A 24,422-nucleotide genomic window follows, 5' to 3' on the forward strand; every position below is an offset into this window, starting at 1 on the left:
GCGGTCATGCGCCGAAGCCGCATATTGACCGCGTCGCCCCGGTTTCCCTGGGGGCGACGCCAACATTACACGGTCCTCCGGGTGCACCACCAAATCGTTTCCGGGCTGTGCGGACAATACGGATATGCGGGATAGTGTCGGCCTTCGTGACCGTGATCGCCGTGCCCCGTGTCCGCCGGGTGCCCGTTGCCCTGGGGGCATGCCTTCTGTCGTTCGCGGCCTTCTGGTGCGCGCAGCGGGCCGCGCACGTGTCGATGATCGACCTGATGGTGTACCGGGCGGAGGGCGAGACGGTCCGCGCAGGCGGCGACCTCTACGCACTGCGCACGACCGACGCCCATCTGCCCACCACCTACCCGCCGTTCGCGGCGCTGCTGTTCACCCCGCTGACACTGCTTGACGCGGCGAGCATGCGCACCCTGGCAACGGCCGGAAACCTGGCCCTCCTTGTGGCGTTCGTGGCCCTCTCACTGCGGCTCGTCGGGCACGCACGCGTGGAGAGCGTCTGGTGGGTCTCGGCGGCGGCCGTGTGGTGCGAGCCGGTGTGGACGACGCTGCGATACGGCCAGATCAATCTGCTGCTCGCCGTGCTGGTGCTGTGGGACCTGTCCCGGCGGCCCGGGCACCGCTGGGCCGGGGTGGGCATCGGGATCGCGTCGGCGGTCAAGCTGACACCCGCACTGTTCGCGGTGTTCCTGCTGGCCACCGGCCTTGTGGAGTACGCGAGGCGGGGCTCCGGAGGGCCATGGTTACGGCACGCGCGCAGAACGGCCGCCACATTCGCAGGGGCGACCCTGCTGGCGGCGGCATTCCTGCCGTACGACTCCTGGCGCTTCTGGACCCGTATGGTCTTCGAGGCGGGTCGCGTGGGGCTCGTCGAGGACACCGCGAACCAGTCCCTGCGCGGCGTCCTGGCCCGGCTGCTGCACACCACGGAGCCCGGCGCCTGGTGGGCCGCCACGGCGGCCGTGGCGGGCGCGTCGGGCCTCGTTCTCGCCGTGGCCGCCGAGTTGCGCGGGCGGCGGGCCTGGGCGGTGGTCACGTGCGCGGTGACGGCTCTGCTGATCAGCCCGGTGTCGTGGTCGCACCACTGGGTGTGGTGCGTACCGCTGCTCCTGCTCCTCGCGACGACCAGCCGGCCCGCCGTCATCTGCACGGCGCCGGTCTTCTTCTCGTACGCACTGTGGTGGGTACCACACGGCCCCGGCAGGCTCGAACTTCATCAGACCGGCGTCGAGTTGACGCTGTCGGCACTCTACGTGGGAGCCGGTTCAGCCTTCCTGGCCCTCACTGGGCTCAGGCTGTCGCGAACGAATAGAACCGTTTGAGAGTGCAGTGCTCGTCGAGGAGCCGGCCGTAGATCGGCTCGCCCTCCAGTTCGCGGTACGTCTCGATCGGGTCGCCTTTTATGATCAGCGCCCGCGCGCACTCCTCGCACCAGTACTGGTAGTCGTGGTTGACCGGTTCCATGTCGCGGACAATGGGCGTACCACTGCCGCACCAATCGCATTTTCGCCTGTGCGCACCCATCGATCAGCTCCAGCTGTGGCCGCAGGCCGTGCACACGTAGGAGATCCCTCCGTTGTCACCGAGAACCTGGGCGACATGGAGCGATCCGCAGGAAGGGCAGTCAAGGAGAGTGACTTTTCTGCGTGTCTGTGCCGCTTCGAGAAGATCGTCGACCTCCTCGAGCCTGCTCCCAGGCATCGCTACTCCCTCCCGTCGGGCCGCGCCCCCTTCCGGCCGTTTGATTCTGCCACGGCCGGAGCAATACGGTCAGCGACGCCTGCGTACCAGTCCGGACACAGCGCCCAGTGTGGCTGTCCCGGCCAGGGCATACGTGCACGCGAGGAGCGCCTCCGCAGAGGTATACGCCCCGAGGGCCCCAAGTGACTCAAGCCGGTTCAGCGAATTCTTGCGGGGAACCCCGGGCATTCACGCCCGGGAGGAATCGCATCCTCAAGGCTGCTGCGCGGAGCGCCGCAGCGGCGTTGTGGTTGTTCGGCCGCGGAACGGCTGAGTGTCACGACTGGCGGAGACTGTCGATGCAGAGCCCATCCGTTCGCTCGATCGCGTGATCAATATCGACGGGTAGTGGCGTCTCGCGCAGGTGTGTACGTCCGGTGATCGTGAAGATGGTGGTGCAGGTCAGACTCCTGCCAACGCCCGAGCAGGCGGCGGCGCTTGAGGCGACATCGCACGCCTGTAACGAGGCCGCCAGCTGGGTGAGTGAGGTGGCCTTCGAGCGCGGGGAGTTCAAGGACTTCGCCCTGCGTAAGCACACCTACGACAACGTCAGGTCCCGCTGGAACCTGGGCGCGCAGGCCGTCCAGCACACGGTCAAGAAGGCGTGTGACGCGTACACCACATTGAAGGCGAATCTGAAAGCCGGCAATCTCGGCAAGCCCGGCTCGAAGCGCTACCGCCAGGTCACCGAGAAGCCGATCGCCTTCCGCCCACACGGCGCGCAGCCTTACGAAGACCGCATGCTGTCCTGGCAGGCCCACGCGAGCGCGGCCTGCGCACCAAACTCCGGAAGAAGAACACCTCGTCCGCCAAACGCCGCCTCAAGAAGCGGCGCCGTAAGAGTGCATACGTCGATCCGGCGTACACCTCCCGCACCTGCGCCGAATGCAGCCACGTAGACAAGGCGAACCGGGTCTCGCAGGCCTGGGTTCGCGTGCCGGTCGTACGGATTTGTTGATCACGCAGACCGGAGCGGCTCCCGCAACAGCCGCGCCCTCGGCCCAGAGAGTGGCCAGGGCCTTGGTGACACTGTCGGAGGCCAGCGCGCTCTTCGACCGGCTGTGGCGCGACGGCGATGTGGCGCGGCCGGGCCAGCGCGGGAAGACGTTCCGGCACAGGGCGGTCGGTGAGATGCGGGTGACGTCCGTCTCCCTGTCGATCAACGGCATGCCCGAGTGCCGGATCGTGGTCCACCAGCCGGACGACGAGGAGAGGCACCTGCGGACGGCACGGCTCAGGGACCTACGGGCGGCACCGACAGCCATCCAGAGATGACGGCAACGAAAAATCCCGCCCCCCTGATGGGGACGGGATCCTTCACCACTGATCTTTGACAACTCAAAAGAGTTGATCTGTGGAGCTAAGGAGAATTGAACTCCTGACCTCCTGCATGCCATGCAGGCGCTCTACCAACTGAGCTATAGCCCCGTGTGTTCTTCCCGCCCGGCGGGGCGAACAAGAAGAACTTTAGCCTGCGACCAGCCGGAAAGTGAAATCCGGTCCCGACGGGTCCGCGGGGCCGGAGGCCGGCCTGCCGGGGCCGCTCAGTCGTCGTCGCCGAGCACCGGTTCCGGCAGCGTGCCGGCGTTGTGCTCCAGGAGGCGCCAGCCGCGGGCGCCCTCCCCGAGGACCGACCAGCAGCAGTTGGAGAGGCCGCCGAGGCTCTCCCAGTGCTGGGACTCCAGACCGAGAAGGCGACCGATGGTGGTGCGGATCGTGCCGCCGTGGCTGACGACCACAAGGGTGCCTTCGTCGGGGAGCTTTTCGGCATGCCGCAGCACCACAGGGGCGGCACGGTCGGCGACCTCGCTCTCCAGTTCGCCACCACCGCGCCGCACGGACTCACCGCGCTTCCAGGCGGAGTACTCCTCGCCGTGCCGGGCGATGATCTCGTCGTGTGTCAGCCCCTGCCAGACGCCCGCGTAGGTCTCGCGCAGGGCCTCGTCGTGGGTGACGTCGAGGCCGGTGAGCACGGAGAGTTCGGCGGCCGTGTCGGCGGCGCGCTTGAGGTCCGAGGCGACGATCAAGTCGGGCTTCAGCGAGGCGAGCAGCCGGGCGGCACGGCGGGCCTGGCCGATGCCGGTCTCGGTCAGCTCGACGTTCGTGGTGCCCTGGAAACGCCGCTCCACGTTCCACGACGTCTGTCCGTGCCTCCAGAGGATGATGCGGCGTCCCCGGCCGGGCTTCTTCCCGGCCTCGGCACCCGCGGCGCTCACCGCAGCTCTCCGAGCTCGGCGACGTCCTCCGCATCCTGCAGCTTGGCGTGCTCGGCGCCCTTGCCTCGGGTCGCCTTGGCGTCGGCGGGCAGGTCGACCTCCGGGCAGTCCTTCCACAGCCGCTCCAGAGCGTAGAAGACACGCTCCTCGCTGTGCTGCACATGCACCACGATGTCGACGTAGTCGAGCAGTACCCAGCGGGCCTCGCGGTCGCCCTCGCGGCGTACCGGCTTGGTGCCGAGTTCCTTGTTCAGCCGCTCCTCGATCTCGTCGACGATCGACTTGACCTGGCGGTCGTTGGGCGCGGACGCCAGCAGGAAGGCGTCGGTGATCGAGAGTACGTCGCTGACGTCGTACGCGATGATGTCGTGCGCGAGCTTGTCTGCAGCCGCCTGCGCGGCGGTCTTGATGAGCTCGATGGAGCGGTCCGTGGCGGTCACTACGCGGCTTTCCGTCGGCGGTCAGTAATGACCCAAGGGTCTCACGGACCGCCGACGACACCCCACGCGTTTCTCCGACCTTGCTCCGGGCGCCCCGGGGAGGACCGCCCACCCTGCCCGGGAGGGCCGTCCGCCGTCCCCGGGAGGACCGTCCGCCGTCCCCGGGGGGTCTAGGCGACGGCCCTTCGCCGGGGCCGGCGCTCCGCACTCCGGCACTCCGGCACTCCGACCTCTGGCCCCTGGCCCCTGACCGCCTACGGCGACGAGGGCTCGTAGTCCTGGCCGAGGACCACGGACACGTCCGCGTTGGAGGTGACCGTGCCCTTCTTCACCGAGGTGGTGGGCAGGCCCAGGGTCTTGGCGACCTCGACGGCGTTGTCCTTCTGGGCATCATCCGCGTACGTGATCTGGGACACGCTCTGGGCATCGGCTGCCGTACCGGAGTCCAGGAAGGTGTAGCCGCCGTTGACCAGGACGACACGGGCCTTCTCGGTGGTGTCCTTGTCGCCGGTCGCGTTCTTGATGCCGACGCGCACGGCGGCACCCTGCTCGGGGCTCTTCACGGTGCCTCCGAGCACGTCCTTGACGACGCTGCCGGTGGCCTCCTCGCTGAGGGTTCCGTCCTCCTGCACGGGCAGCAGCGCCGTCTTGTAGTCGCCGCTCTTGGCGTCGTCGGCCAGCTTCGCGAGGAAGGTGCCCAGGTCCTTGTCGGTCAGCGACGGGTCGAGGATCTGCGCCAGGGTCTGCACGGTAGTCGTGGCGGCCTGTGAGTCGGAGGACAGCTTGCGCAGCACTCCCTGCATGACCTGGCCGAACCGCTCCAGCTGGGCGGTCTGCGACTCGCCGGAGGCCTTGTAGGTGGCGTAGGCCACGGCCATCTTGCCGCTGAGGGACTGGTCCGACCCCTTCTTCACGAGGGGGGCGTCGCCCTCCTTCTCCGCATCGGGGTCCGGCACCTCGGCGTTGGTGTCGATCTCGATGCTGCCGACGAGTTCGACGAGGTTGTTCAGGTACGGGGTGTCGAGGCGCCAGGTGCCCTCGATGTCGGTGCCGAGCACCGTGTCGATGGCGTCCAGGGTTCCGGCCGAACCGTCGTCGTCGACGGACTTGGCGAGCGTGGTCGTGCTGCCGTCGTCGCTCGTCAGGGCAAGGGAGTTGGGCAGCAGGACGGTGGTGCCCTGCTTGGTGGTGGTGTTGTTGACGAGCAGCATCGTGGAGGTGCCGCTGCCGCTGGTGTTGTGCAGGTGGACGACGATCACGTCGCGCTTCTGGGCGGCCGCGGACGTGGCGGTGCCGGTTTTCTCACTCGTCGAGGACAGGCCGGGCAGCTTGCCCGCGTACCAGAGGTAGCCGACACCGCCGGTCGCGACCAGGGCGAGCGCCACGACCAGGCCGATGATCCGGCCGCGGGTGCGGCGCTTGGCCTCCTCACGGCGTTCGGTGCGGTTCTCGGTGAACTTCAGCCAGTCGATGACGTCTTCGGACTCGGCTTCCTGCTCCTCGACGAAGGCGAACTGCTCGGTGCGGTAGTCCCGGTCGGCCCGGGCTTCGCCCTGCTCCGCGGGACCCGCCTGCTGCGGGATGTACGCGGTCTGCTCGGCAACCCGGGGCTGCTGACCGGTACTTGACGCCTGCCCGGCCTGCCCGGTCTGCGCAGCCCGCCCGACCTGGCCGGCCTGACCCGTCTGCCTGGTCTGCCCGCCCTGCCCCTGCCCGCCTTGGCCCGCCTGCCCGTACGGGTCGTACGCCGTGGGCGTCCCGCCGGTCCCGGGTGCGCCGGTGCCGTACGGGTCGTAGGAGTCGGGCGAGTTGTAGGTGGGGACGGACGGCTGTTGGCCGGTGTCATGGGACGACACCTGTTGCTGCTGACCGGTGTCATACGGCGACACAGGCGGCTGCTGGTCCGTCGCGTAGGGGTCGTAGCCGTAGCCCTGCGGGTGCTGCTGTCCGTAGGTGTCGTAGCCCTGCTGCTGAGGCTGCTGGGGCGACACCTGCTGGTACACAGGCTGCCCGAACTCGTCGTAACCGACGAGCTCGTACTGGTCGCCGCCCGCGTACCCGTCGTATCGGTCGTTCACCGGTGCCCCTCTCGGCTCACTAGCCGCGGTACAGCTCACGCTTGTCGATGTAGCGCACCACACCGTCCGGCACCAGGTACCAGACAGGATCGCCCTTGGCGACCCTGGCACGGCAGTCTGTGGACGAGATGGCGAGTGCGGGGACCTCGACGAGCGAGACACCGCCCTCGGGAAGCCCCGGGTCGGTCAGGGTGTGGCCGGGCCGGGTGACCCCGATGAAGTGCGCGAGGGAGAACAGCTCTTCCGCGTACCGCCAGGTGAGGATCTGGCCGAGCGCGTCGGCGCCGGTGATGAAGAAGAGGTCCGTGTCGGGGTTGAGCGCGCGCAGGTCGCGCAGGGTGTCCGTGGTGTAGGTGGGGCCGCCGCGGTCGATGTCGATGCGGCTCACCGAGAACGTGGGGTTCTCCGCGGTCGCGATGACCGTCATCAGATAGCGGTCCTCGGCCGGGGTGACCTTGCGGTCGGTCTTCTGCCACGGCTGTCCGGTCGGCACGAACACCACCTCGTCGAGGTGGAACTGCGCGGCGACCTCGCTGGCCGCCACGAGGTGCCCGTGGTGAATCGGGTCAAACGTTCCGCCCATGACGCCGAGGCGGCGTTTGCCCGGATTCAAGGGGGCGTTCCCGGGGCCGATCGTCAGACGCTTCACGACGTCAGGGCTCACCGCGCCGGAACTCACCACGCCCGAACTCACCACGTCAGGGTCCACCGCGCCACCACCGACAGTGCCATCACCGCCCGCGCCACCGGCGATCCCGGCGCTCGCGTTGCCGTCGGCCGCACCGCTCTCCGTGTCACTCGCCGGACCGGTAGGCATGTCCTGCTCTCCCATGCGTGCAGACCCTACCGGCCCGACCTACGAGCCCTGATCGACAGGGTCCCCGGAGGCTCCGGCGGGGTCAGCGGTCCCGGTTGAAGCGCGTGGTGATCCACAGCAGCAGCAGAAGGACGAAGAGGGCGCCGCCGCCGGTGAGGTAGGGGCTGAGGCTCTCGTGGTTGCCGCCGTGCTCCTCGCCCTCGGCGGCGAGCGTGACCAACTGTGCGGCGGTGCTGTGGAAGCTCATCTCGGCAGACCTATCCGGTGTGGGCGGGATAAAGACGTCGGCCCATCGTAAGCGTGGGCCTCGGCCACGATCACGCCGACTCCGCCGTTGGTGAGACATACGGCACTCGAGCAACCACCGGCCACCAGCTACCCGGTATCCGGCATCCACAACTGCGACCCACAACCCACAACCCGCAACCCGCAACCCGCAACCCGCAACCCGCAACCCGCAACCCGCAAGCAACGTCGACCGCAAGGAAGACGTCAGTCAAGAAGAAGGCCCGGCACCAGGGACCCAGGCACCATAGCAAGCACGCCGGTCGACAAGAACGGCAAGACCGACGAGACCGACCGGATCGACAAGAGCGACGAGAGCGACGAGAACCTCCGGTCGTCCAGACGAGAACTTCCAGTCGTCTAGTCGTCGTCCCGCCTGTACCCGCGCAGCAGGAACCACGCCAGCAGGACGGAGCCCAGCACCATCACGATCAGCACGACACGGAGCAGATCGCCCGACCCCTGTCGGTCGGCGGCGTCGGCCGCCTCGGTCAGCCAGAGGGCCGCGGGAATGTGCTCCATGGGGATAGCTCCTTACGGTGTGCTGCCCCATCACCGTATCTCCGCCTACGCTGGAGCCCGCTTCGGGGGCACGGCACTCAGAGCATGGGGGAACACATGTCCGATGACAGCCAAGAGCAGAACGGGCACGAGAACGTGCCCAGCAGGCAGCGCAGGCGCTTCGAGGGGATCTCCTCGCGGGCGTACGAGCACCCGGCGGACCGTTCGGCCCTGGTGGCCCTGCGCAAGCTCAGCGGCTTCGACACGGTCTTCAAGGCGCTCAGCGGTCTGCTTCCGGAACGCAGTCTGAGGCTGCTGTTCCTGTCCGATTCGGTGCGCGTCTCGGACGCCCAGTTCGCGCACCTCAACGCCATGCTGCGGGACGCCTGTTACATCCTGGACCTGGAGAAGGTCCCGCCGATGTACGTCAACCAGGACCCGCAGCCGAACGCGATGTGCATCGGCCTGGACGAGCCGATCATCGTCGTCACGACCGGCCTCGTCGAGCTGCTGGACGAGGAGGAGATGCGCGCCGTCATCGGGCACGAAGTCGGCCACGCGCTCTCCGGCCACGCGGTCTACCGCACGATCCTGCTCTTCCTGACCAACCTGGCGCTCCGGGTCGCGTGGATCCCGCTGGGCAACCTCGCGATCATGGCGATCGTAACCGCGCTGCGCGAGTGGTTCCGCAAGTCGGAGCTGTCGGCGGACCGCGCCGGCCTCCTCGTCGGCCAGGACCTGAAGGCCTCGATGCGCGGCCTCATGAAGATCGCGGGCGGCAATCACCTGCACGAGATGAACGTGGACGCGTTCCTCGCGCAGGCCGAGGAGTACGAGGCGGGCGGCGACCTGCGCGACTCGGTGCTCAAGATTCTCAACGTGCTGCCGCGCACCCACCCCTTCACCACGATCCGCGCCGCCGAGCTGAAGAAGTGGGCGGAGTCCCGCGACTACCAGCGGATCATGGACGGCCACTACCCGCGGCGCAGCGAGGACAAGGACACGTCGGTCGCGGACTCCTTCCGGCAGTCGGCGGCGAGCTACGCCTCCGACGTGAAGAACTCCAAGGACCCGCTGATGAAGCTGGTCGGCGACATCGCCGGCGGCGCGGGCGACCTCGGCGGCCGGGTGCGGCGCGGCTTCGGCGGCTTCGCGAGCAGTTCGCCGAAGGACTCGGGCGGTTCACCGAAGGACTCGGGCGACTCGCCCAAGGGCTCCACGGCCACCAAGGACCAGGACACGCCGCCCCGGGCCACCGACGACCGCCCGGACGACGAGCGCCCCGACGGCAACAGCTGACCGGAGGCCGGCACGACAAACACAACCGGAGACCGGCACGACGAAACACAGGAGCTCCGGGGCGCGCAAGGACTCAGCCCCGGGCTCAGCCGCAGCTCAGCCCCGGACTCGGCCCCGGACTCAGACCTTCGGCTGTGCGCTCGTCGCCAACGACCCGCACAGCGCCGTGGCGCTCCCGGTCGCGTACGGATCCGTACCGGCCGGGCCGCCCGCCTTCGCCGTCTGCCCCGCGAGCAGCGGGCGCAGTTGGTCGACCGAGTCCTCGGAGCAGGCGAGCGGTCCGGCCTGGACGTAGGAGACGACCAGCTCGGCCTGGTGCATGCGCAGGTCGTCCCGGTCGAAGCGGAAGTGCAGCTCGCGCCGGACGGTGAAGAGTGAGGCGGCGGCCTTCTCGTCCGAGCCCGTCGGCTTCAGCGCGTAAACGAGGGTGTGGTCGGCGATGACCTCAAGGGTGTTCGAGTCGAACTCCGCGGCCTGGAGGGAGCCCTGCACCCGGATCTTGGTGTCGGCGAGCTGGACGGTCGGGTCGAAGCGCACCAGCCAGCCGGTGGGGGCGTGCCGTCCGTCGGCGGTCGGGCGGGCGAAGCTCTGGTCGAACTGGTCCAGTTGCTGAGGGTCGAGCAGGATCCGTACGGGCCGGGTGGCGCCGCCTGTGAGTACCTCAGGGTCCAGGGAGGACTCGACGAGGTAGTCCTTGACGGTGGTCAGGGCGGTGACGACCTGGCTGTCGGAGAAGTGGGCGGTGCGCCGTGAGGCGGGCAGCGTGATGCCCTCGGCGCCGATGCGGAACTGGGCGGCCGGGCTGTTCGCGTACAGGTCCTCGGGGCGCGCGGCCCCCGGTACGACGGTCTGCGGGGCGAGCGGGATCACCGTCATCCGCAGTGGCTCGGGGGGCAGGGCTACAGGGGTCTGGTACGGGTGGCGTACGCCCATGTAGATCGCGGTTCCGAAAGCGACGGTGATCAGCAGGACGAGGATCAGCGCCTGCCGGGAGAGGCCGTGGCGGCGGGGCGGGCGGCGGCGTACGGCCGGGGCGTGATCGGCGATGCGCTCCTGCGCGGAGAACTCCTGGAGGCGGGCAGCGCGGACGAACGACTCGTCGAAGACGACGGATCGGTACTCGTCCTCTCCACCTGCGGGAGCCCCCTCGGGTGTCCCCTCAGGTGGGTCTCCAGGCCCGCCCATACCTTCAGAGTAGGTCGCGGGAGGCTCACATAAACGCCCTGCTACACGACAAGTTCTGACAGGTTCTCACCAGAGTCGTCCCGGCGTTCGCTCCGGGTTCGCCCTGGTGATCACCCAGCCTTCGTCACGGTGTGCGAGGCACCGCCGACACCGCCGGCTGGGAATAGTCGGCCGAAGCGGAAGGACTGCTGCCGGTGACCTTGTCCAGGCCCTGTTCGAGACCCTGCTCGAGGCCCGTCGAGGCGGGCGCCGGGACCTGCTCCTGGCGGTTCGAGGACGCTCCCCGGTAGACCGCCGTGAAGGCCAGCGCGACCATGCCGATGCCCATCACGAGGGCGAGCATCCAGGCGACGGGGCGCTGCCAGCGGGTGTGCTTCCCGTAGGCCCTGCCGTACGTGCCCGGCATGCCGTAGCGACGCTCCAGGGTCTCGGCGTCGTCCAGGTCGTCCAGATCCGGGTCATGGCCGAATTCACCACGGCCATCGGGGCCGAACCCGTCCTCGTAGCGCTCGTCGTCGCCGCGTGCGCCCCGGGTGTGTGCCCGGCGCGCCTCGGCCTCGGAGGCCTCCGCGCGGGCCTGGGCCGCGGCGAGCAGCCGCTCCACGGCGGTCGGCTCGTGGACCGCGGCAGCCCGTACGAAGTCCTCGTCAAAGACCACGGAGGCGAACTCTTCGTCCGCACCCCCGCGGTCGCGGTCGTCGTCGGGCTCCCAGCCGTCGGGAAACGGCGAGCCCCCCACGTCCTCCGGCACGAATCCAGAGTAGACCTGGGGGGTCATTTTGGGCAGACGGTATGGAAATTCATCCACCTGACGAGACGCGTCTCACGCGCCGCGCGCCCCGCCCCCACGCCGGACGCGCCCGCCGAAAACACCCCTGAACGCACCCGCCGAAACCCGTAGGCCACCTCAGCGCCGAATGGGTCCGATGGGTCCAATGGGTCCAATGGGTCCAGCGGGCCCCCGTCGCCCGCCCCCGCCACTTCAGCGCCGGATGTGCCCGTCCCCCGTGACGATGTACTTCGTGCTCGTCAGCTCCGGCAGCCCCATCGGCCCCCGCGCGTGCAGCTTCTGCGTGGAGATACCGATCTCGGCGCCGAAGCCGAACTGGCCACCGTCGGTGAACCGGGTCGAGGCGTTGACCGCGACCGTCGTGGAGTCGACCAGCTGGGTGAAGCGGCGGGCCGCCTGCTGCGAGGTGGTGACGATGGCCTCGGTGTGGCCGGAGCTCCACAGCCGGATGTGCGTCACGGCCCGGTCCAGCGAGTCCACGACGGCCGCGGCGATGTCGTACGACAGGTACTCGGTGTCCCAGTCCTCGGCCGTGGCCTCCACGACGGTGGCCCTGGAGCCCTTGGCGTACGCGAGGACACGCTCGTCGGCGTGCACGGTGACCCCGGCGTCCGCGAGGGCGTCCAGGGCGCGCGGCAGGAACTCCGGGGCGATGTCCTGGTGGACCAGGAGCGTCTCGGCGGAGTTGCATACGCTGGGCCGCTGCGCCTTGGAGTTGATCAGGATGTCGATCGCCATGTCGAGGTCGGCGTGCGCGTCGACGTACACATGGCAGTTGCCGGTGCCGGTCTCGATGACCGGGACGGTCGATTCCTGGACGACCGTGCGGATCAGCGAGGCGCCGCCGCGCGGGATGAGGACGTCGACCAGGCCCCTGGCGCGCATCAGCTCGCGCACGGCCTCGCGGCCCTCGCCGGGGACGAGCTGGATGGCGTCGGCGGGCAGCCCGGCGCCGCCGACGGCGTCGCGCAGGACGCGGACCAGGGCGGTGTTCGACTCGAAGGCGGAGGACGAGCCGCGCAGCAGCACGGCGTTGCCGGACTTCAGGCAGAGGGCGGCGGCGTCCACCGTCACGTTCGGGCGGGCCTCGTAGATGATCCCGACGACGCCGAGCGGGACGCGGACCTGGCGCAAATCGATGCCGTTCGGGAGGGTCGAGCCGCGGACGACCTCGCCGACCGGGTCGGGCAGCGCGACGACGTCGCGTACGTCCGAGGCGATCGCGCGCACGCGCTCGGGCGTGAGCGTGAGCCGGTCGATGACGGTCTCGCTGGTCCCGGCCTCGCGGGCGCGCGCGATGTCCTTGGCGTTGGCGGCGACGATCTCGCTCGTACGGACCTCCAGCGCGTCCGCGATCGCGAGCAGCGCGTCGTCCTTCTCGGCCCGCGGCAGGGGCGCGAGGTCGGCGGCGGCAGACTTCGCGCGGTAGGCGGCCTGGGTGACCGGAGACATCGAGTCGTACGGCGAAAGCGTGGTCATGTCGGCAGCGTAATGCTCCGAACGGGTCTGTTCAGCCCATGTCCCAAACCCCGAGACACACGGTGAAGGTGGCTCAAAAGGGGTGAACGCCGACAGGTGTGGCCGGCAGGGGTCCGTAGCCCTCCGCGATCCGCTGGTGGTAGGTCTCGCGGTCGATGACCTCCAGGCCGACGATCTCCCAGGGCGGCAGCTTGGCGGTCTGCCGGTGCTCGCCCCACAGGCGCAGCGCGACGGCGGCCGCGTCGTGCAGGTCGCGGGCCTCTTCCCAGTAGCGGATCTCGGCGTGGTCGTTGGCGTACCGGCTGGTCAGCAGAAAGGGGTGGTCGTGGGCGAGCTGCTCGAGGCCGCGCCTGACCTCCTTCAGCGGTGCCTCGTCACCCGAGACGCTCAGCGTGACGTGCCACAGCCGGGGCTGGTCCGCCGGCTTCTCGCTCTCGTACGTGTCTCCGGCCGCGACACTCGTCAGCGCCCGTTCCTCACCCACCGCACGGGAGGCGGCACCACCGCGGGACGCCGCCGCCCCAGGGCGCACTCGTCTCACGACGGCCTCCTTTACGCAATGGTGGTGATGAATCTCGGGGTCTCCCTGCAACAAAGTTGAGCAGGTGGGGCGCCGTCGCGTGGCGGTTTTACGGAACGTCCCCCGGCGGAGGACGGGCTTTCGGACGTTTATGGGGCAACTCCACGACAACTGCACGTGCGGGTGCACGAGGTCCTGCACGTGCGGGACCCCAGAACACCTACTGAACTCTTACTGCTGGAGCAGGACGAGAGCGTCCCTGTGTACGACCTCGCGTTCGTACGCGGGTCCCAGCTCGCGCGCCAGTTCCCTGGTCGAGCGTCCGATGAGCTGGGGGATCTCCTTGGCGTCGAAGTTCACGATCCCCCGTGCCACCGCCCGCCCCGTGCTGTCGCGCAGTTCGACGGGGTCACCCGCGGTGAACTCGCCCTCGACGGAGGCGATTCCCGCGGGCAGCAGCGAGGTGCGGCGCTCGACGACCGCGCGCACGGCTCCGTCGTCCAGGGTGAGCGCGCCCTGCGGGGTCGAGGCGTGCTGGAGCCAGAGCAGCCGGTCGGCGGAGCGGCGCCCTGTGGGGTGGAAGTAGGTGCCCGTGTCCCGGCCCGCGAGGGCGTCGGCGGCGTGGACCGCGCTGGTCAGCACCACGGGGATGCCCGCGCCGGTCGCGATCCGGGCCGCCTCGACCTTGGTGACCATGCCGCCGGTGCCGACGCCGGCCTTGCTCGTGCTGCCGATGTCGATGCCGTCGAGGTCGGACGGACCGCGTACTTCGGCGATCCGCGACGTACCGGGTTTGCTGGGATCGCCGTCGTACACGCCGTCCACGTCGGAGAGCAGGACGAGGAGGTCGGCTCGTACGAGATGGGCGACGAGCGCGGCGAGACGGTCGTTGTCGCCGAAGCGGATCTCGTCCGTGGCGACGGTGTCGTTCTCGTTGACGATCGGCAGGGCTCCCATCGCGAGGAGCTTGTCGAGGGTGCGGGAGGCGTTGCGGTGGTGGGCGCGGCGGCTGGTGTCGTCGGAGGTGAGGAGCACCTGTCCGACGCGGATGCCGTGGCGGGCGCAGGAGGCGGTGTAGCGGGCGACCAGGAGGCCCTGGCCGACACTGGCCGCGGCCTGCTGCCGGGCGAGGTCCTTGGGACGGCGGCGCAGCCCCAGCGGGGCGAGGCCGGCGGCGATGGCGCCGGAGGAGACGAGGACGACCTCCCGCTCGCCGCCGCCACGCACCTTGACGAGTACGTCGACGAGGGCGTCGACCCGGTCGGCGTCGAGGCCGCCGGCGGCGGTGGTCAGCGACGAGGACCCCACCTTGACGACGATCCGGTGAGCCTGCGCCACGGCCTGCCTTGCCCCTGCCACCTGCGTGCATCCCCTCGCGTTCGGTCCGGCTCCCCCGCCCGGCAATTTACGCGAACGGGACCGGGCATCGCGCATCGGTCCACTTCCCGGACAGGCGTCTTGTGCATATTCGGCCCGTACGTACGCTTCCTCGACGCAAGGGGCCCGGCTGCCGAGGGAAATCCTCGGCAGCCGGGCCCTGGAGCACTCGCTGATCCGGCAGGTCAGCCCTTGACCGCCGCGCCGTCGGTCCCGCCGGTCCCGCCGGTCGCTCCCCGGCCGGGCAGCGCGCTCGCCAGGTCCTCGGCCGCGGCCGAGGCGGGCGAGGCGTCCGGGGAGGCGGCATCCGGCTCCGGGGCGCCCGGGGCCGGGACATCCTCGGCCGAAGTAGCCGAAGTAGCCGAAGTAGCCGAAGTGACCGAAGAAGTGGCCGAAGAAGTGGCCGAAGTGCCGCTCTCCTGGCCGAGGTTGCGCGTCTCGGCCTGCTGCGCCAGCTGCCGCACCGCGGAGTTGAACTGTTCGATCGAGGTCGGCTCGTCGGGGCCGAGCAGATACCGCTTCAGCTCCTGACGTTCGGCGGCCTGCGCGTCGGCCGCCGGGTCGCGCACCGCGGTGAGCAACTCGGTCAGTTCGGCAGCCGAGTTGGACAGGATCACGGCGGCCCGCACCGCGGTGTTCTGCCGCTTGAACTCCTCGACGCCGAGCTCCGCGGAGTCCGTGACGGCATACGGCTTGCCGCTCGCGATGAAGTCGGAGACCACGCTGGAGATGTCGGAGACCATGGCGTCGGAGACGTTGAAGCAGTCGTACAGGCGCGGCTCGGTGCCCATGATGACGCGGTGCTCCCAGCTTCCGGCCGAACGCCAGTACGCGGCGTCCCACTCGGCGCGCAGCCGCAGGATCTCGGCGTGCTTGGCCAGGTCGACCATGCCGTCGCGGGTGGCCTCGGCCTCGTCGCCCGCCTCGGCGCCGCCGGTCAGCTTGGCGATGCGCGCCTCGATGCCGGTCAGCTCGGCCTGCGCCGCGCTCCGGTCCTCGGTGTCGGCGGCGAAGCGCGGGTCGGCGGCGCGTTCGGCGGCCGCCTTCACGATCAGCGCGACGATCCGTTCGTGGGCGGTCTTGGCCTGCGCGCTGACGGTGCCGGTGAAGGGGTGCGGCTTGTAGAGGACGCGGACGGGCGGGTCGGCGGCGAGCAGTTTCCGCACGATGTTCCCGCCCGCGAGCAGGAGCGAGGTGTTGCCGGGGTTGCCGTCCCAGCCCTCCCAGGTGGGCGCGTAGAGGACGGTCGGCATGCCGCCGTCGACGGGCTCACCACGGCCGGTCCGGATCGGCGCGAGCTGCGGGCGGCCGACCTCGACGATGTCCTCGTCGCGGACGCCGACGTCGGCGATGGCGTAGCGGTCGCGGCCCGCACGGCCGGCGGTCCACACCTCGTCGTACGCCTTGCTGAACGGGTTGACGCTGGCGAGCTTGTCGCTGTCACCGTGGCCGATGAAGACGTGCTTCATGGTCGGGACGCGCAGCAGGTGGATGTTCTTGCCGACGTTCGCCGCGTACAGCGCGACCCGCACCGTGGACAGGTCCATGTTCATCAGGTGCACCCCTCCGGGCACGCAGATGACCGGCACGGTGGTGGGTGCCATGAGCTCCAGGATGGCGCGCTCACGGAGGATGATCAGCGGCCGGGTGTCGAGCTGCTCCATCGTCTCCAGCCACATGTTGACCTGGTACGCCGAGTCCTTTGAGCCCGAGAAGTAGAGCACCGTCTCCGGGCGGTACTCGCGCAGCCACTCGTCGGCCGCCGCCAGGACCTTGTCCGCGTCCGGCGGGGTGCTCTTCCCACGGACGTACGGGACGAGCACGGCGACGTAGCCGAGGGCCAGCACCAGCGTGATGCCGACGCCGACGAACCCGTACACGGCAGAGCCGGTCGCCGCGGTGAGGAGCACGCCGACGACCGCGGCCAGGTCGAGGTGGAGCATCTTCTCGGCGGACCGGTCCAGCAGGCCGTTCGGAGGCGCGTCCGGGATGCGGATGCGGGAGCCGAGGTCGACGTTGCGGGTGACGACCGGCATCCTGCGGCGCGACCGGATCAGCGTGGCCAGCGCGCTGTGCGGGACCTGGAAGCCGAAGAAGGTCAGGAAGCAGGCGATCGCCGTGTAGAAGACCATGCTGTCGGACAGGTCCAGGCGGGCCAGGAGCAGCACCAGGAGCAGTTCCCGGATCAGGAACCTGATGGACAGACCGGCCCGCACCTTGCCGAGGCGGTTGATCAGGTAGCTGCCGCGCCGGTGCAGATAGTGGTCCGCCAGATAGGTCACAGCGGCCGCGGCCGCGAAGGCGGGGACGCTCGGCAGCAGCGCGGCGACCATCAGGCAGGGGAAGCCGAGCATCATGAGGGCCGCCGCGGCCAGCTCGGCCGCACTGCCCACCCGGGCAACGCGAATAGCGGTGGAAATCACGAAGAAACCTGCTCTTGGGAGTGAGTGCGGGTCCGATGCCAAAAGAAGAGGGTTTGAATATTTACGGATTCAGGCCTCTGTGAATGCGCGGAAAACGCAACCACAGAGGCCTGAATTATTAAGATCGATTAATTGATTATGCCACGCCGTCCTGGCGGTCGAGAACACCGGCCAGTGCCGCCTCGAAGCCGGAGGCCTTTCCGGCCTCGGCCGTCGGGTCCTGCTGACGGACGTCGATGACGTGCCCGGTGAGCTCGGAGAGCAGCACGTCGAGCGAGGTCCGCGCGACGGCCTCGGAGGAGAGCAGCGAGTCCGCCGGTTCCTGGCCGAACGCCTTGGTCCGCATGGGGGTCGCGGTGCGCTCGGGGTTGATGCAGTTGACCCGGACACCGTCGGCGGCCCACTCGTCGGACAGCGCCTGGGTGAGGTTGACCATGGCGGCCTTGGTCGAGGAGTAGAGGCTGTACTCGGCACGCCCGCGGGTGTAGCTGCTGGACGTGTAGAGGAGCAGCTGGCCCTTGGTCTCGGCCAGGTACTTGTACGAGGAGCGGGCGATCTGCACCGGCGCCAGATAGTTGACCTTGAGCGCTTCCTCGATGGTCGCGTTGTCCGTCTCGGCGAGCTTGCCGATGCGCAGCACGCCCGCGGTGTTGATGACGTAGTCGATCCGCCCGGTCGCCGCGTACGCCGCGGACAGCGCGTCGTCGACCTCCTCCGGGTTCTCGACGTGCGTGCCGGTGGTCGAGCGGCCCAGCGCGTACGCCTTGGCGCCGTAGCTCTCGGCGAGCTCGGCTATGTCCTTGCCGATGCCGTACGAACCGCCGAAGACCACGACGGTTTTGCCGGTGAGGAGCTCGCGGTAGGCGGCCTCGTCGGCCTGCTCGGGCGCGGCGGTGGAGGCGAGCTGGAAGAGCTTGTCGGCGATGAAGACGTCGACGGGCTGGGTGACCTTCATGTTGTACTCGTCGCCCGCGACGACGTGGATCGGCACGTCCGGCAGGTACTTGAGTACGACACTGCAGTCGTCGGTGGCCTGGAAGTTGGGGTCGCCCGCGGCGACCTCGTAGGCCCGGCGGATGGTGGACAGCTTGAAGGCCTGGGGCGTCTGGCCGCGGCGCAGCCGGGAGCGGTCCGGGATCTCGGTGATGAACTCGCCGTCCTCGCCGTGGGTGCGGGTCACGATGATCGTGTCCGCGGACGGGATGGCGACGTCGACCGCCTGGTAGCGCTCCAGGGCGATGACACAGTCGTCGATGACACGCTCGGACAGCAGCGGGCGCACGGCGTCGTGGAAGAGGACATTGGCGTCCTCGCCCTCGGCCAGGCCCTCGCCGAGGGCCGCGATGGCACGCTCGGTGGTTTCGTTCCGCGTGGAGCCGCCCTCGATGATCCTCGTCACCTTGGCGAAGCCCGCCTTCGCGACGATCTTCTCGACGTCCGCCACATAGCCCGGCGCCATCAGCACGATGATGTCGTCGATCGAGCCGGCCTTCTCGAAGGTGGCCAGCGTGTGCTCGATGACCGCCTTGCCGGCGATCTTCAGCAGCTGTTTCGGAATCGACAGGCCGACGCGCTGACCTGTCCCACCGGCAAGGATCACTGCGGTGGTACGGGGCTTGGCGATGTACTCAGACACGGGCGACCTACCTTGGGGGAACAGGGAACGCTTGAATGGTCCCACTTTCGGTTACCGCCATGCAAGGTGAGCGACGTCTGCTGCATATGTACGCGCAACCAGTTATTCACCTTGCATGCAGGCGCCTTCCGAGCGCCGAACCGGATCGTCCGTATTTGCTGTGAGTAACTGCACACGATTTCCGTACGGCCTTCACGCGGACGTCAGACGCGGACTTCGGCAGCTCAGGTCCGCCTCAGACGCCTGAGGACCCGGTGGCCCGGCAACCGCACGAGTTCCCTGGACGGGGTCTGGCGAACCGTACGTGCCGGGGCCGCGCCCGGAGGTACGGCCGCCGCGGCGGCGAGCGCGCCGTACAGCGCCTGTGCGGCCACCTCCGGGTCGATCCGCACGGGCGCCGGCTCCGCGCCTTCCGCATTTTCAGTGCTTTTCGCGGTGGGTACGGCGGACAGCAGTGCCGGATCTCCGATTACCCGTACGCCCATGTCCGCGATCCGCCCGGCCATTTCCGCGCCGATTCCCGCGGCCGAATCCAGCGCCCAGGCCGGCGCGCTGATCCGTGCGTCTTCCGGGGTGGGGCGGCAGGTGTTTTTCATATGCAGGACCGCGCCGCCGCGCACGAGCTTGGAATACAGCTCGTCCGGCAGGCCATTTCCGCGGAATTCCCGGTTGAGCTTCCGCAGCATTTCTGTCTCGGCCAGCGTGAGGGAACGGTTGACGGTGTCCGGCTCCGGCTCCGGCTCCGGCTCCGGCACCAGAAGACCGCCGGGCAGACCGAGGAGGGTTTCGAAGGCACGCATGAGGCCGCCCCGGTCGCTGTCGTCGACCACGACGACGGGGAGGTTCTCGGCGCCGACGACCCGCACCCAGCGCTCCACGAGCCGGTCATCGCGGTGCCGCCGCCAGAAGCTCGGGTTGGGCCTCTCGTACGGCGCCTTGCGCGGCATGTGGGTGAGCCAGTCCTCGTAGCCCATGCGCAGCCCGTTCTGCACGTACTGCTGTCACTGCGAGGGCATGATCCTGGCCAGCGGGCGCAGGGTGATCAGCACGGGCACCCGGTCCCGGCCCAGGTCGTCGACGATCCGCGCGATGGTCTCGTCGTCCGGGGCGTCGGCGAAGAACTCGCTGCTGACCACCGAGGTGCGCTTCCCGGTAGCCCGCACCAGATCCACGAGCCGCTGCCAGTGCTGCTCGGCCGGGCCGGGTGTCGCCGATCATGCCGGGCCGCGCGCAGACCGCCAGAGCGGCTTCCATGGGGTGTCTGCTGCGCGCCGGGAAGTCGATGCCTTGCCCGGCCATCGCGTCCTTCGCGACGAACAGCGCGCCCTGGATCGAGGCGGTCCCGGTCTTGCGGGGGCCTATGTGCAGCAGCCGGGTGCCCACGGGAAGCGGGCGCCGGCAGGGTCGTCTCCGCGGTCACCCCGGCGATCATCTCTGCGGCCGTCTCCGCAGCCGTCCCGTCAGATGTCGAACAGTCGATCTCCACGGTAAGAGGACGTCAAGAGGAGATGCCGAGGGGACACTGAGAATGCCCTGGGACTCAGGTGAGTCCCAGGGCATCGGAGTCTTCACAGGAGTGGGCCCCGGCCTAGAACGGCTCGAAGTCGTCGTACTCCTTCTCCGTCTCGTCCCGCTCCGCCTGCTTGTCACGGCGGCGCTGGGTGGCCGGACGCGGCGCTTCGAGGCGGTGGTCCTCGCCGCGGCGGCCGAGCATCTCGGCGCCGGCCATCATCGTGGGCTCCCAGTCGAAGACGACCGCGTTCTCCTCGGGGCCGATGGCGACGCCGTCGCCCGAGCGGGCGCCCACCTTCATCAGTTCCGTCTCGACACCGAGGCGGCTGAGGCGGTCGGCGAGGTAGCCGACGGCCTCGTCGTTGCTGAAGTCGGTCTGGCGGACCCAGCGTTCGGGCTTCTCGCCGCGGACGCGGTAGAGGCCGTCCTCCTCGCGGGCGACGGTGAAGCCGGCGTCGTCGACCGCCTTCGGGCGGATGACGATCCGGGTCGCCTCCTCCGTCGGCTTGGCGGCGCGGCCCTGGGCGACCACCTCGGCGAGCGCGAAGGACAGTTCCTTGAGGCCCGTGTGGGCGACCGCGGACACCTCGAAGACTCGGTAACCGCGCGACTCCAGCTCGGGCCGCACCATCTCTGCGAGGTCCTTGCCGTCCGGTACGTCGATCTTGTTGAGGACGACCATGCGCGGCCGGTCGCCGAGGCCGCCGTACTGCTTCAGCTCCTCCTCGATGATGTCGAGGTCGGAGACCGGGTCGCGCTCGGACTCCAGGGTGGCCGTGTCCAGGACGTGGACCAGCACACTGCAGCGCTCGACGTGGCGCAGGAACTCCAGGCCGAGACCCTTGCCCTGGCTGGCGCCGGGGATGAGCCCGGGCACGTCGGCGATCGTGTAGACCGTCGAACCGGCGGTCACCACACCGAGGTTGGGCACGAGGGTCGTGAAGGGGTAGTCCGCGATCTTCGGCTTGGCGGCGCTCAGCACCGAGATCAGCGAGGACTTGCCCGCGCTCGGGTAGCCGACGAGCGCCACGTCCGCGACGGTCTTCAGCTCAAGGACGATGTCCTGGAGGCCACCGGGCACACCGAGCAGCGCGAAGCCGGGCGCCTTGCGGCGGGCCGAGGACAGCGCCGCGTTGCCGAGGCCACCGCGGCCGCCCTCTGCGGCGACGTACGACGTGCCCTGGCCGACCAGGTCGGCGAGCACGTTGCCCGCCTTGTCCTGCACGACGGTGCCGTCCGGCACCGGCAGGATCAGGTCCTGCCCGTCCTTGCCGGAGCGGTTGCCGCCCTCGCCGGGCTTGCCGCTGGTCGCCTTGCGGTGCGGGGAGTGGTGGTAGTCGAGCAGCGTGGTCACGGACTGGTCGACGACGAGGATCACGTCACCGCCGTGGCCGCCGTTGCCGCCGTCCGGGCCGCCGAGCGGCTTGAACTTCTCCCGGTGTACGGAGGCACAGCCGTGACCTCCGCTACCCGCGGCGACATGCAGCTCGACGCGGTCCACGAAGGTGGTCATGGGATGTGCCTCCAGTTACGTACGGAAAGTCTTTGGGATGGCGCGCCCTGTCATAGGGCCGCATCCATTGAAAACACGCGAAAGGCGGACCCGCTTCCCGAAAGGGAAGTGAGGTCCGCCTCGCGAAAAGTACCGGTCAGGCGACCGGAACGATGTTCACGACCTTGCGGCCACGGTGGGTACCGAACTCCACCGCACCGGCGTCAAGGGCGAACAGAGTGTCGTCCTTGCCACGGCCGACGCCGTTGCCCGGGTGGAAGTGCGTGCCGCGCTGGCGGACCAGGATCTCACCGGCGTTGACGACCTGACCGCCGAAGCGCTTCACGCCGAGCCGCTGAGCATTGGAGTCGCGACCGTTCCGAGTGGACGATGCGCCCTTCTTGTGTGCCATCTCTCCTCAGTCCCTTACTTCGCAGCCGCGGGGATCTCAGTGACCTTGATCGCCGTGTACTGCTGGCGGTGGCCCTGACGACGGCGGTAACCGGTCTTGTTCTTGTACCGAAGGATGTCGATCTTGACGCCCTTGTGGTGGTCCACGATCTCGGCCTGGACCTTGATCCCGGCGAGGACCCACGGGTCGCTGGTCACGGCTTCGCCGTCGACAACGAGCAGCGTAGAGAGCTCTACGGTGTCGCCAACCTTGGCAGTGGAAATCTTGTCAACCTCAACGATGTCGCCTACAGCAACCTTGTGCTGGCGACCACCGCTGCGCACGATGGCGTACACGCGGATCTCACTCTCTGACTCGAAGCGGGTCCCTCGCAGTCCAGCCGCACGCGGGGCGGGCGGCCTCTCCCGGAGACCGGGAGGCTTCCGGAAGAGTCCGGAAGGAAGGGTTTACGAGGGGCGTAGCGCGCAATGAACACGCCGACGGTCTAGGTTACGGGGCGCCGGTCGGAGGGTCAAACCGGGTCCTGACAGGGCCGCGGCCCGCATTCCGGCCGCCGACGTCACGTCGTGAAACCGCAGAACCGGCCGCCGTCACGGCCGCGATCCGGGCACCGGCCCCGAGGTCGGCAATGTGCTGAATGTGAGTGGCTGTCCAGGTGCGTGTCCCTCGGGCCGGACGTCCTCGGCCCGAGGGTCAGCGGGTGCGGGTGTCAGCCGGCCACCGCTTCGAGGCTGCGGCGGATGGGCGCGAACGCCGAGCGGGGGCGACGCAGATTGCGGGCCCTGACCAGGGCCGGCCAGAAGTCCGCACCGAGCAGAGCCTCGCCCTGGATGGCGTTCTTGCGTACCAGGACTTCCTCCGGGACGACCTGCGGGTCGTCGGCACGGTACTCGTCCATGATCTTGTCGTAGTTGTCCTTCAGCACGGTGCTGGCCGGGTCCGCCCCGAAGATCGCGACGACACCGGTCGGCTTCGTGTCGAGTTCCACCACCACCAGATCGGGGCGGAAACGCCGCAGCACCTGCGCCACCTTGAACACGTCGCCGGTCCACATCCCGGTGTGCCGGTCGCGGGCCGCCTCGTCGACGTTGCGCGGCAGCATGTCGTCCAGCACGATCACGCTCGACCAGCGCGAGTGCCGCTCGACGTTCATGAAGTCCCGCAGCGCGAACTCGAACAGGTGCATGCCGTCGATGAACGACAGGTCGAGCGTCGGCTCACCGCCCAGGAGGTTCAGCGGATCGCGGCGGGCGAGCGCGCGGAACGGGTTGCGCCCGTTCCGCAGGTGGATCAACGGGTCCTTGCGCTCGAAGAAGGCGTCACTCGTGGCCTTGACCAGGTGCACATCGCAGCTCAGCTCCGACGTCACCTTGAATGCCGGATCGATGGCGACCGTGGGGACTCGGGACAGCGTCAGACTGCGGCCGTCATTGACTCCGATCTCGAGATAGTTGCGGGGTCGATAAACCTTGTGCAGCTGGCGAAGAATTCCGTGCCGATCCACGTAGAACGCGCCCTTCACTGGCAGTTGACTGGATACCGATCCAACGGAAGCTAGCCGGGAGGTGACCGGGGAGTAAACACCTACCTGCGGGTAACTTCAGTGCTTGAGAAGGCCCTCACGATAGGCGGTGCAGTCCTCGTATCGGGGGAGCAGACCCTGGGCCGCCGCGTCCGCCAGCGTCGGGGCGGCGGCATCCTTGTCCGACAGCAACGGCTCCACGTCCGTCGGCCATTCGATGCCCAACTCGGGATCCAGGGGATGGATGCCGTGCTCCCGCTTCGGTGCGTAGCCCTCGGAACACAGGTAGACGACCGTCGCGTCGTCGGTCAGCGCCAGGAAGGCATGCCCGAGGCCCTCGGACAGGTAGACCGAGGCGTGAGTCTCGTCGTCGAGCCGGACCAGCTCCCACTGCCCGTAGGTGGGGGAGCCGACCCGTATGTCGACGATGGCGTCGAGCACGGCGCCGCGTACGCACTTCACGTACTTGGCCTGGCTCGGCGGCACGTCGGCGAAGTGGATACCCCGCAGGGTGCCGCGCCGGGAGACCGAGCAGTTCGCCTGGGCCAGAGACAGGTCTTGCCCGGTGTTCGCCCGGAAATCCGATCCGCCGAACCATTCGTGGAAGCTACCGCGCTCGTCCGGAAAAACGTTGGGCTCGTAGAGCCAGGCGCCTTCGATGGAGAGGGATTTCATGATGTCGCGAGACCTCC

At 69.1% G+C, this 24,422-nt stretch carries 25 protein-coding genes and 1 tRNA gene; 4 read left to right on the plus strand and 22 right to left on the minus strand.

Annotated features, from left to right (window positions below; translation table 11 throughout):
- The first annotated feature begins 146 nt into the window (after positions 1–146).
- Entirely contained in the window at positions 147–1,328 is a 1,182-nt protein-coding gene (locus tag ACFVKT_RS17415) for a glycosyltransferase 87 family protein (RefSeq protein WP_385732289.1), read from the plus strand.
- Here the strand turns inward: ACFVKT_RS17415 and ACFVKT_RS17420 are convergent.
- Entirely contained in the window at positions 1,297–1,530 is a 234-nt protein-coding gene (locus ACFVKT_RS17420) for a hypothetical protein (RefSeq protein WP_010986886.1), read from the minus strand. The two genes, ACFVKT_RS17415 and ACFVKT_RS17420, sit on opposite strands and share 32 nt — an antisense overlap.
- Positions 1,531–2,123: 593 nt before the next feature.
- On the opposite strand from ACFVKT_RS17420, the gene ACFVKT_RS17425 reads away from it, so the two are divergent.
- Together ACFVKT_RS17425 and ACFVKT_RS17430 are read left to right on the plus strand one after the other, a co-directional pair.
- Entirely contained in the window at positions 2,124–2,645 is a 522-nt protein-coding gene (locus ACFVKT_RS17425) for a hypothetical protein (RefSeq protein ID WP_385732293.1), read from the plus strand.
- A 124-nt stretch (positions 2,646–2,769) separates the two neighbouring features.
- A complete protein-coding gene (locus ACFVKT_RS17430; protein WP_385733152.1) occupies positions 2,770–3,021 on the plus strand; it encodes a hypothetical protein in 252 nt (83 codons plus the stop codon).
- An 80-nt stretch (positions 3,022–3,101) separates the two neighbouring features.
- On the opposite strand, the gene ACFVKT_RS17435 is transcribed toward ACFVKT_RS17430, so the two are convergent.
- The 7 genes from ACFVKT_RS17435 to ACFVKT_RS17465 all read right to left on the minus strand — a co-directional run bounded on the left by ACFVKT_RS17435 (position 3,102) and on the right by ACFVKT_RS17465 (position 8,104).
- Positions 3,102–3,174, minus strand: a tRNA-Ala gene (locus tag ACFVKT_RS17435).
- A 116-nt stretch (positions 3,175–3,290) separates the two neighbouring features.
- The gene (locus tag ACFVKT_RS17440) at positions 3,291–3,962 is read right to left on the minus strand and encodes a histidine phosphatase family protein (protein ID WP_385732295.1); all 672 of its coding nucleotides are present in this window, start codon (positions 3,960–3,962) and stop codon (positions 3,291–3,293) included.
- Positions 3,959–4,402: a ribosome silencing factor gene (rsfS, locus tag ACFVKT_RS17445; protein ID WP_385732297.1), complete on the minus strand. Its 444-nt coding sequence runs from the start codon at positions 4,400–4,402 to the stop codon at positions 3,959–3,961. The genes ACFVKT_RS17440 and rsfS overlap by 4 nt, the downstream gene beginning before the upstream one ends.
- Before the next feature lie 254 nt (positions 4,403–4,656).
- Positions 4,657–6,480 carry a LytR C-terminal domain-containing protein gene (locus ACFVKT_RS17450; RefSeq protein WP_385732299.1) on the minus strand — a complete coding sequence of 608 codons (1,824 nt, stop codon included), beginning with the start codon at positions 6,478–6,480 and terminating at the stop codon, positions 4,657–4,659.
- A gap of 19 nt (positions 6,481–6,499) precedes the next feature.
- Positions 6,500–7,063 (minus strand): nicotinate-nucleotide adenylyltransferase, encoded by a 564-nt coding sequence (gene nadD / locus ACFVKT_RS17455; RefSeq protein ID WP_384390847.1) that lies wholly within the window; start codon positions 7,061–7,063, stop codon positions 6,500–6,502.
- Between the two features lie 316 nt (positions 7,064–7,379).
- Positions 7,380–7,544 (minus strand): hypothetical protein, encoded by a 165-nt coding sequence (locus ACFVKT_RS17460; protein ID WP_192583393.1) that lies wholly within the window; start codon positions 7,542–7,544, stop codon positions 7,380–7,382.
- 398 nt (positions 7,545–7,942) lie between these two features.
- Complete coding sequence (locus tag ACFVKT_RS17465; RefSeq protein ID WP_385732301.1) at positions 7,943–8,104, minus strand: hypothetical protein; 162 nt, start codon at positions 8,102–8,104, stop codon at positions 7,943–7,945.
- Positions 8,105–8,200: 96 nt separating this feature from the next.
- Between ACFVKT_RS17465 and ACFVKT_RS17470 the strand changes: the two genes are divergently transcribed.
- Positions 8,201–9,382 carry a M48 family metallopeptidase gene (locus tag ACFVKT_RS17470; RefSeq protein WP_385732303.1) on the plus strand — a complete coding sequence of 394 codons (1,182 nt, stop codon included), beginning with the start codon at positions 8,201–8,203 and terminating at the stop codon, positions 9,380–9,382.
- Between the two features lie 120 nt (positions 9,383–9,502).
- Here ACFVKT_RS17470 and ACFVKT_RS17475 read toward each other — a convergent pair whose 3' ends face one another.
- The 14 genes from ACFVKT_RS17475 to rfbC all read right to left on the minus strand — a co-directional run bounded on the left by ACFVKT_RS17475 (position 9,503) and on the right by rfbC (position 24,405).
- A complete protein-coding gene (locus ACFVKT_RS17475; RefSeq protein WP_385732304.1) occupies positions 9,503–10,567 on the minus strand; it encodes a hypothetical protein in 1,065 nt (354 codons plus the stop codon).
- Positions 10,568–10,691: 124 nt separating this feature from the next.
- The gene (locus ACFVKT_RS17480; protein WP_385732307.1) at positions 10,692–11,345 is read right to left on the minus strand and encodes a hypothetical protein; all 654 of its coding nucleotides are present in this window, start codon (positions 11,343–11,345) and stop codon (positions 10,692–10,694) included.
- Between the two features lie 204 nt (positions 11,346–11,549).
- Complete coding sequence (locus ACFVKT_RS17485; RefSeq protein ID WP_385732310.1) at positions 11,550–12,836, minus strand: glutamate-5-semialdehyde dehydrogenase; 1,287 nt, start codon at positions 12,834–12,836, stop codon at positions 11,550–11,552.
- A gap of 73 nt (positions 12,837–12,909) precedes the next feature.
- Positions 12,910–13,368, minus strand: coding sequence for a hypothetical protein (locus tag ACFVKT_RS17490; protein WP_365441819.1), 459 nt, complete (start codon positions 13,366–13,368; stop codon positions 12,910–12,912).
- 219 nt (positions 13,369–13,587) lie between these two features.
- Positions 13,588–14,715: a glutamate 5-kinase gene (gene proB / locus ACFVKT_RS17495; RefSeq protein ID WP_385732312.1), complete on the minus strand. Its 1,128-nt coding sequence runs from the start codon at positions 14,713–14,715 to the stop codon at positions 13,588–13,590.
- A gap of 203 nt (positions 14,716–14,918) precedes the next feature.
- Positions 14,919–17,156 (minus strand): hypothetical protein, encoded by a 2,238-nt coding sequence (locus ACFVKT_RS17500; RefSeq protein WP_385732314.1) that lies wholly within the window; start codon positions 17,154–17,156, stop codon positions 14,919–14,921.
- A gap of 136 nt (positions 17,157–17,292) precedes the next feature.
- A complete protein-coding gene (locus ACFVKT_RS17505; protein ID WP_385732316.1) occupies positions 17,293–18,792 on the minus strand; it encodes a D-ribitol-5-phosphate cytidylyltransferase in 1,500 nt (499 codons plus the stop codon).
- 224 nt (positions 18,793–19,016) lie between these two features.
- Positions 19,017–19,784 carry a hypothetical protein gene (locus tag ACFVKT_RS17510; protein WP_385732317.1) on the minus strand — a complete coding sequence of 256 codons (768 nt, stop codon included), beginning with the start codon at positions 19,782–19,784 and terminating at the stop codon, positions 19,017–19,019.
- Between the two features lie 9 nt (positions 19,785–19,793).
- On the minus strand, positions 19,794–19,955 hold the full coding sequence (locus tag ACFVKT_RS17515; protein WP_385732319.1) for a hypothetical protein: 162 nt from the start codon (positions 19,953–19,955) through the stop codon (positions 19,794–19,796).
- A gap of 425 nt (positions 19,956–20,380) precedes the next feature.
- On the minus strand, positions 20,381–21,817 hold the full coding sequence (gene obgE, locus ACFVKT_RS17520) for a GTPase ObgE (RefSeq protein WP_385732321.1): 1,437 nt from the start codon (positions 21,815–21,817) through the stop codon (positions 20,381–20,383).
- Between the two features lie 136 nt (positions 21,818–21,953).
- Positions 21,954–22,208 carry a 50S ribosomal protein L27 gene (gene rpmA, locus ACFVKT_RS17525; protein WP_028802588.1) on the minus strand — a complete coding sequence of 85 codons (255 nt, stop codon included), beginning with the start codon at positions 22,206–22,208 and terminating at the stop codon, positions 21,954–21,956.
- A 14-nt stretch (positions 22,209–22,222) separates the two neighbouring features.
- Positions 22,223–22,543 (minus strand): 50S ribosomal protein L21, encoded by a 321-nt coding sequence (gene rplU / locus ACFVKT_RS17530; RefSeq protein WP_081221565.1) that lies wholly within the window; start codon positions 22,541–22,543, stop codon positions 22,223–22,225.
- A 374-nt stretch (positions 22,544–22,917) separates the two neighbouring features.
- Positions 22,918–23,712: a class I SAM-dependent methyltransferase gene (locus ACFVKT_RS17535; protein WP_385732324.1), complete on the minus strand. Its 795-nt coding sequence runs from the start codon at positions 23,710–23,712 to the stop codon at positions 22,918–22,920.
- A gap of 96 nt (positions 23,713–23,808) precedes the next feature.
- Positions 23,809–24,405, minus strand: a complete 597-nt coding sequence (gene rfbC / locus ACFVKT_RS17540) for a dTDP-4-dehydrorhamnose 3,5-epimerase (protein ID WP_385732326.1) — start codon at positions 24,403–24,405, stop codon at positions 23,809–23,811.
- Positions 24,406–24,422 lie beyond the last annotated feature (17 nt).

Source organism: Streptomyces sp. NPDC127595, from assembly GCF_042671685.1.
Lineage (GTDB): Bacteria > Actinomycetota > Actinomycetes > Streptomycetales > Streptomycetaceae > Streptomyces.